The organism is Deltaproteobacteria bacterium, from assembly GCA_018668695.1.
Classification (GTDB): Bacteria; Myxococcota; XYA12-FULL-58-9; order XYA12-FULL-58-9; family JABJBS01; genus JABJBS01.
This window is the reverse complement of record JABJBS010000171.1, coordinates 1-6681: the sequence shown is the minus strand read 5'-3', so window position 1 is coordinate 6681 and position 6681 is coordinate 1. Positions and strand designations below refer to the sequence as shown.

Below are 6681 nucleotides of genomic sequence, written 5' to 3'. Positions count from 1 at the left end.
CGTTGTAACCAACACCTGCCCCAACTGATGTTCTGTTGTCGAGACTTGTATAACCCAGCCCAACATTTACGCCCGTTGACTTTGATGCACCATCGTACGTTAAGCCGCCGTTAAGTGATGTCGTCTCGGACAATACAACCCCGGCGTTAGCACCGCCGCTGTAGTGGTTACCATCCCAGCCAACATTAGCGCCAAGAGTGGAGCCGCCTTCAAAGCCGTAGCCGCCAGCCACACCAGCACTTCGGCCTCCTTCACTGTCCCAGCCCGCATCAGCCGAGACATAGCCTTGACCATCAAGCGTAGTGACCATGACATTGTGGTTACCGGTTACTTTTCCATCCGAATCGTAACGCAGTCTATTATTTAGGGTAAGATTATCTGCAACTTCATCCGCCTGACTTACACCTGCTTCCCAGCTGCCATCTGACCGAATCGTTCCATCGTATACCCGGCTTCGCTTTTCACTGACGACTTCCTCAACACTGCCGGCGACCTGGCCTACAACTTTACCGTCTTTGTCTATCGAGAGTGACTCGTCCGTTTTCCAATGTTCACCTTCATGGTGGCCCACATAAGTTAACGACTCATCGCCTTCGGCGGTACGGTGCAACCCAACCGTCTCATGATTATTTTCAAACGCGTGGCTTACGAAACCATCGGCTTTACCCTTGTCGTCTATCTCCAAGCCTTGGCTGACAACGTGTCCATCTACCGTGGTGTGAGTAGCTTCTGCGCCCGCTTTCCAGGTGCCGTCTAGATTGGCTTCACCATAGACTTTAGCATCCGTAGCTTCATTGATGGAAAAACGCTTTTCACCCTGAATTGTTCCCGCTGTCTCACCTTCATCATTTGCCGTGAATGTAGCACCCAGATCCCAGTCTTCACCGTGACGGTTACCATTGTAGGTTAAGGATGATCCGCCGTTTTCACTTCCCTGAAACTCCACGGAGTCGGAACCAGATTCATCCACGTGTTCATAGTTGAGGTTGAGGTAATCGCCTCTTTCAGCATCTGTACCGACTTCACCACGAACAACTTCCTCGTCGTTCAAATGATGTGTGAGTCCTACGTGACCACTGGTATTGTCGTCATTGTCAGCCGCAAAATGGGCATCGAGTATCGTATCGGGATGAATGGCATGTTCTATGTCAACTCGGCCGCCCACATTCCCCGTTGCCTCGTCAAAGTGACCAGAAACATAAACATCGGTATCTTCTGTGGTGTAACCGGCTCCGCCCCGCCCGCTTACGTCTTCGTGCTCACCTGATTTGATGAGGTCGTAATCGTATCGAACAGTTTCATTATCATAGGATAACGAATCACTATCGTCGGTTGTGTAACGGTCCAAATATACGGAACTTGGACCGTCGGGCATTGAGACATCTGACATACAGCCTCCTATTCGTGCATGAAGCGCACAGAATAGTTATCGGGCTATACGAAGAGTTGTTGCGTGTTTTTAATAAAATTTATACCGACTGCCCTGCGGCCACACCCGATGCCCAGGCCCACTGGAAGTTGTAGCCCCCGAGCCAACCGGTGACGTCCACGACTTCACCGATGAAGAAAAGCCCGGGATTCTCAAGGCTTTCCATTGATTTCTGGGACAACCCATCGGCATGGACGCCGCCCCGCGTGACCTCAGCTTTTTTGTAGCCTTGGGTACCATCAGGAATGACTTCCCAGCCATTTAGAATGTCGCCGAATCGAATCAAGTCTTTGTTCGAGCGTTCTCCGAGAGGTCGCGACTCTGATTTTAAAACTAAATCAATAAACGCCTCCACAAATCGAACGGGTAACAATGGTTTCAAAACGCTCACCAAAGTTGCTTTGGGCTGACTCTTCTTAAGTTCAATGAGCCACTGCGCAGCTTTTACTTCCGGTAGCAGATTAAGATGAACCTTCTCACCTGGGTCCCAATAGAGAGAAGCTTGTAAGATAGCCGGTCCACTTAGCCCCCAGTGAGTAAAGAGAATATTCTCCCTAAACGATTTCCCACCGCAGGTCACAAGTGCATCGATAGATGTTCCCGCCAATTCTTTAAAGCCAGGAAACGTCTCTTTACCGAACGTCAGTGGCACCAACGCCGGTCTTAACTCCGTAACCTTCAACCCGTATTGCCTCGCGATGCCAAAGCCAAAGTCCGTGGCTCCTATTTTAGGAATCGAAAGACCGCCGCTCGCTATAACCAACGAATCACATTGCAACTGCCCTTGGTTTGTATCCAGTGCATAAGGACCCTCACCACTGATCGAATTAACTTCAGTATCGCAAAGAACGCTCGCACCTGCTTGCGCACATTCGTCAAGTAAGAGCGCAACAATTTCGCGAGCTGACTTATCGCAGAAGAGCTGCCCCAGTTTTTTCTCGTGAAACCTTATGCCGTGTTTTTGCACCAACGTCGTGAAGTCCTTCGCCGTATACATCGACAAAGCTGAACGCGAGAAATGAAGATTCTTGCTGTAATATTGCTCGTGTGTGGTGCCAGTGTTTGTAAAGTTGCAGCGGCCACCACCGGAGATCAGAATCTTACGGCCAACCTGGCTGTTCTTCTCCAGTAACAATACTTTCCGGCCACGCCCGGCAGCAACGGCTGCACACATCAGGCCAGCCGCTCCGCCGCCAATCACAATGACATCCCATTTTGATTTAGGTTTCATTGTCGTCGTTCTTCAAACTTTCCAAGATCATTTCTACCGGAGTCTTATAAGACTTCTTGTTGTTGCAGTCTTTACAGGCAACCACCACGTTACCTCGGACGCTCTTCCCGCCACGAGATACTGCCACCACATGGTCCATCGAAAGCTCGTCCTTCTCGAACGTCTCATCACAAAAGTGACAGACTCCGGCCGCGAGCTTATCCTGCCACCAACGTGTTTTACGCAAAGCACGGGCTTTTTCTCGTTCAATTTTACGGTGTTTTTCGTCGGACTGATGCATAGCAGCCCCTAAAGCTCAGAATAATTCCGCGCCGTCAATCCCCTTGGAGCTTTTCGAGTCTCTCCCAGTCGATTTTCGACTTTAAAGTCCTCGGATCGATACCCAAACGGGCCGCAGCATCCTCATAACCTTTGCTCTCGGCATAAACCTCGGTGCAGTACCATTGAACAAGCTCATTAAGCTGCACCTCACGAGACTTCACGGCTTCAGGTAAGCCGGTCCCCCCCGCGGGTTGACCGCGAACTGGGGTATAACGATTACGGACCAAGACGTTACGCACGCATTGCTCAAGCTCTCGAATATTACCCGGCCAGCGGTAGTTAGGCGGTAATTCTTTGTTAATCCATTGATTTACGTCGTAAGCAAGTTCACGCCCCAGATCAGCCCCAACCACTCTGTTGGAAATAAAGCCGAGAAGATTCGTAAGTGCTTCCGGATCATCAGAGATCTGCTCAGCAAGGGATGGTGTCTCCACGAGGTCAGCGCAAAGCCGGTAGAACAAATCTTCACGAAAGCGACCATCTCGCATCATCGTGACCAAATCGGCGTTGGTGGCGGCAACGATTTTTCCTTCAAATCGACGTGGCGCGGTGTCACCCATTCGTTGAAACATTCTCGTTTGCAAAACCCGTAAGAGCTTAACCTGGATGTCGAGGCTTACTTCACCTATTTCATCCAGGAAAACCGTTCCATGGGCTCCAGCGACCTCGAAAAAACCAGCTCTGTCACCCGCTGCACCCGTAAACGAACCTCTGCTATGCCCAAAGAGTTCCGACTCAATGACGGAGCTTGAAAGTGCGGCCAAACTGATGGGATAAAAACGTCCCACGAATGAACCTTCGTAACATTTTCGACGACCATCAAACGGGACATACCGAGACCAACCAATCGCTCGAGCAACCAGTTCTTTACCCGTACCCGATGGCCCACAGATTAAAGTGGGGATTTCAGCCATCTTGGCATAAAGGCCTTTGCTGTATCGTCGCGTGTTATGCGTAACAATCGATTCCCAAACCGACATGCGAAGCTGACTTGCTGCGCGGCCAGACCCTACGATGGTTTGGAAGATAAAGTGAAAGGCGCGCCGAAGCTGAAAACCAAGCGCCATCAAGTGCGGCATGCGCTCCATCGGCATGTACGCACGCCCATTGATTGTGCAGTAGTCTTGAATGTCTCGGCACAGATCGTCGTAAAACGGAACAGGCTCTAGAGTAACCTGCCTGCCAGCCATTTCCGAGTCCGCCAGGGCTTGCCAAGCATAGTCGTATTTATGAAAGAAGGTGAACAGAACAGTATCGATGTAAAGAGTCAGCTCCTCCTCACTCTGCGCCCCATTCGCGGCAATCATTGCCGCTCGCATTTCTCCTACCAATCGCTCAGATCGCTCACGTATCAGCGCGATGTTGGGTCGCCGAGAACTCGCCTCACCGGTCCAGCTCCAGAGTTTGTCACCTCCGATAGCACTCTCACCCAATACCCGCTGCTCCGCACGAATACGGCCCTCGCCGAACGGATTACGGTGACTGAGGTCGACCATGGCTTCTGCCATCTCGCGCTGTCTGAGATTAAATGTCGGCACGACTGCTCCTTCCCCTTATGTTTTAACGAACCCTTGAGGTCGCGCCAAGGGCAGAAATGTTTGTGATGCCTGTATTGGTTCTTGAATGTAGCTCGATTGGGGCTCTTGAACGGCGAGCGATCCAAATAGCGACAGACCCTCTGTCCAATCTGACACACGTCCTACACTGAACACCCTCGGCGTATGAAAAGGCACCTGGGAAACCATGTAAGTGCCTGTAATTGTTGAAATCGAAGAGATTAACGTCAGTTGGCACGCTACTGGCTATGTAAAGAGTAACTGAAACACGGAGCCTTGGAATGCACAACGCAGTCACACCTAAAGTAAACATCAATCGCCGCACCCTTCAGGCTGTACTTCGGGTAAATCCATCTCTCGCCGGGGGTCGCAGCACAGCTGAATTTAAAGACTTCCTTGAAAATGGAGGCAGCTTGGCTCTTCGCAGCAAGAACGCGCCGAGTAACCTCGCAGAGCAAACGACCAAGCAAGCTGAAGCGAATGATTCCCGTGTTCAATTTGAACAAGCTCTTGGTTTCTTCGTACGAACTCAAACCACTGAAGCAGCTGCCACCATTGAGCAACTAGAAGCTCAGAAGTCTCAAATCGAAGCAGCCATCGCTCAGACCCGAAAGCACGCTGAAACTAAGCTTAAGAGTTTTGTTCGTATGCTCGACCCAGTCAGCGTTGCTCAGTTTGGCCCACAAGCGCTCAAAGCACAGAGTGCTGAACTCGCCGCGGTGGGCATCAATCTTTCGAATATTTTAGCCTAAGCATTTTTATACTTTTTAGATTCAACTTAATCAGGAGCCCATCATGACAACTATTCACTCAATCCCAACGCCAACCTTCTCAGTAATCCCGACCTCTGAACCACTCGCTGTTGCGGAATTACCGGCGAAGAAGAATCAGGCGATTGTGGCACAAGACCCTAAAGTCGTCGCAAAAGACTTCATCAACCTTAGCGTATCGTATCCGGGCGACGCACCCGCAGGTCCCCATTGCTGCTCACCCGACAGCTCAAATGATAATGGCTGCGGCGACCTGGAGTTGGCTGGAATCTCATCAAGTGACGAACTCTCGGCATCTGAATCGGATTTAGAGGAAATCGCTCAAGTGGTAAGCCAGTTCCCTGGAATGCTCGAGGAAAGCATCGTGAAATTTACTAAAGTGGAACGAAAGTCTTGGAACACAGCCAATATCGGCGCTTTTGTTCAAGCAGTTCTTCGTGAGTCTTACATGTTGCAAAGTGAGCAACTTTTAGACTTTGCCAATAAGGTAAAGCATTTTAATAACGAACGAAAAGCTATTCGTGAGGAACTTGAGGCTGTTCGTTCCCACCTTAGTCAGTATCCAGGCTCTGAAGATTCGGTAGCAATCGAAGCCTTTCAAACCAGACACATACGTCAGGACTACACCGGTACCGCAAACAGCCAGTCATCAGCGCAAAAGGAAACCACATTACCAGGCCTAGAAGATAATCATTCGGATAAGAATCCCTATATACCACTCGCTCAACATTTCGCTCATGCAAAGAGTTCATTGGAAACGAAGTCTGTCTCGCTTAGCCCGGTCGAAGCCAAAGGTTACGCCTCAGGACAAGGAAGTACTGACACTCAAGCGATTGATGATGCATTTGATGATTCCGCCAGTAATTTGTTTAGCCATTATGAAAACTTATCACCTGACGAAAAACTAGCCTTCAATAAAGTATTAGAAACTAAAGGAATTACCCAGACTACCTTTTTGCAGGAGATAGATGGTGGGTTTTTTGATGAACATGACTACACAGTTTTAGAATATAATTTTATTAAACGCCCTAACGAATCTCTCGAGCAATTTATAACCAGAGTGAACGACCGAATGATTCGGGAATCGAAGAACTGGATTCAAGCCGCAGACAATGGGGCCTCTGAAATTGGCAGAATTCAACCATCTATTTTAATTCCCGGCCAAGAATCCATCGAGATCCCTAAGTACTCTCAAGAGGAGCTTGCTGACTTGTACCCAGCACTGGTTGCGGAAGCACCTGGCTCCACCAGCAAGACAAGTGCGAGTCAGTCAAGCTTCACGCGTGGTGACGTAGCTGACAATTATGGTGAACTCTCAACTTATCAGAAAAACTTAGAAGACGAGCTCAACTCCGTCGGCGAAGACGCCCAGAT

At 49.7% G+C, this 6681-nt stretch carries 6 protein-coding genes; 2 read left to right on the top strand and 4 right to left on the bottom strand.

The window, feature by feature from the left end:
- The 4 genes from HOK28_09085 to HOK28_09070 all read right to left on the bottom strand — a co-directional run.
- Positions 1-1390, bottom strand: a 1390-nt coding sequence (locus tag HOK28_09085) for a hypothetical protein (protein MBT6433232.1), incomplete at its 3' end; no start/stop codon positions are given.
- A 79-nt stretch (positions 1391-1469) separates the two neighbouring features.
- The gene (locus HOK28_09080) at positions 1470-2660 is read right to left on the bottom strand and encodes an NAD(P)/FAD-dependent oxidoreductase (GenBank protein MBT6433231.1); all 1191 of its coding nucleotides are present in this window, start codon (positions 2658-2660) and stop codon (positions 1470-1472) included.
- Positions 2650-2940, bottom strand: a complete 291-nt coding sequence (locus HOK28_09075; GenBank protein MBT6433230.1) for an HNH endonuclease — start codon at positions 2938-2940, stop codon at positions 2650-2652. The genes HOK28_09080 and HOK28_09075 overlap by 11 nt, the downstream gene beginning before the upstream one ends.
- 34 nt (positions 2941-2974) lie before the next feature.
- Positions 2975-4519 (bottom strand): sigma 54-interacting transcriptional regulator, encoded by a 1545-nt coding sequence (locus HOK28_09070; GenBank protein MBT6433229.1) that lies wholly within the window; start codon positions 4517-4519, stop codon positions 2975-2977.
- 299 nt (positions 4520-4818) lie between these two features.
- Between HOK28_09070 and HOK28_09065 the strand changes: the two genes are divergently transcribed.
- Positions 4819-5289 (top strand): hypothetical protein, encoded by a 471-nt coding sequence (locus HOK28_09065; GenBank protein MBT6433228.1) that lies wholly within the window; start codon positions 4819-4821, stop codon positions 5287-5289.
- A gap of 43 nt (positions 5290-5332) precedes the next feature.
- A partial coding sequence (locus HOK28_09060; GenBank protein ID MBT6433227.1) for a hypothetical protein occupies positions 5333-6681 on the top strand: 1349 nt, incomplete at its 3' end.

Coding starts and splice junctions, on each gene's coding strand:
- HOK28_09080 (MBT6433231.1), bottom strand. CDS start 2,660: ATGAAACCTAAATCAAAATGGGATGTCATTGTGATTGGCGGCGGAGCG.
- HOK28_09075 (MBT6433230.1), bottom strand. CDS start 2,940: ATGCATCAGTCCGACGAAAAACACCGTAAAATTGAACGAGAAAAAGCC.
- HOK28_09065 (MBT6433228.1), top strand. CDS start 4,819: ATGCACAACGCAGTCACACCTAAAGTAAACATCAATCGCCGCACCCTT.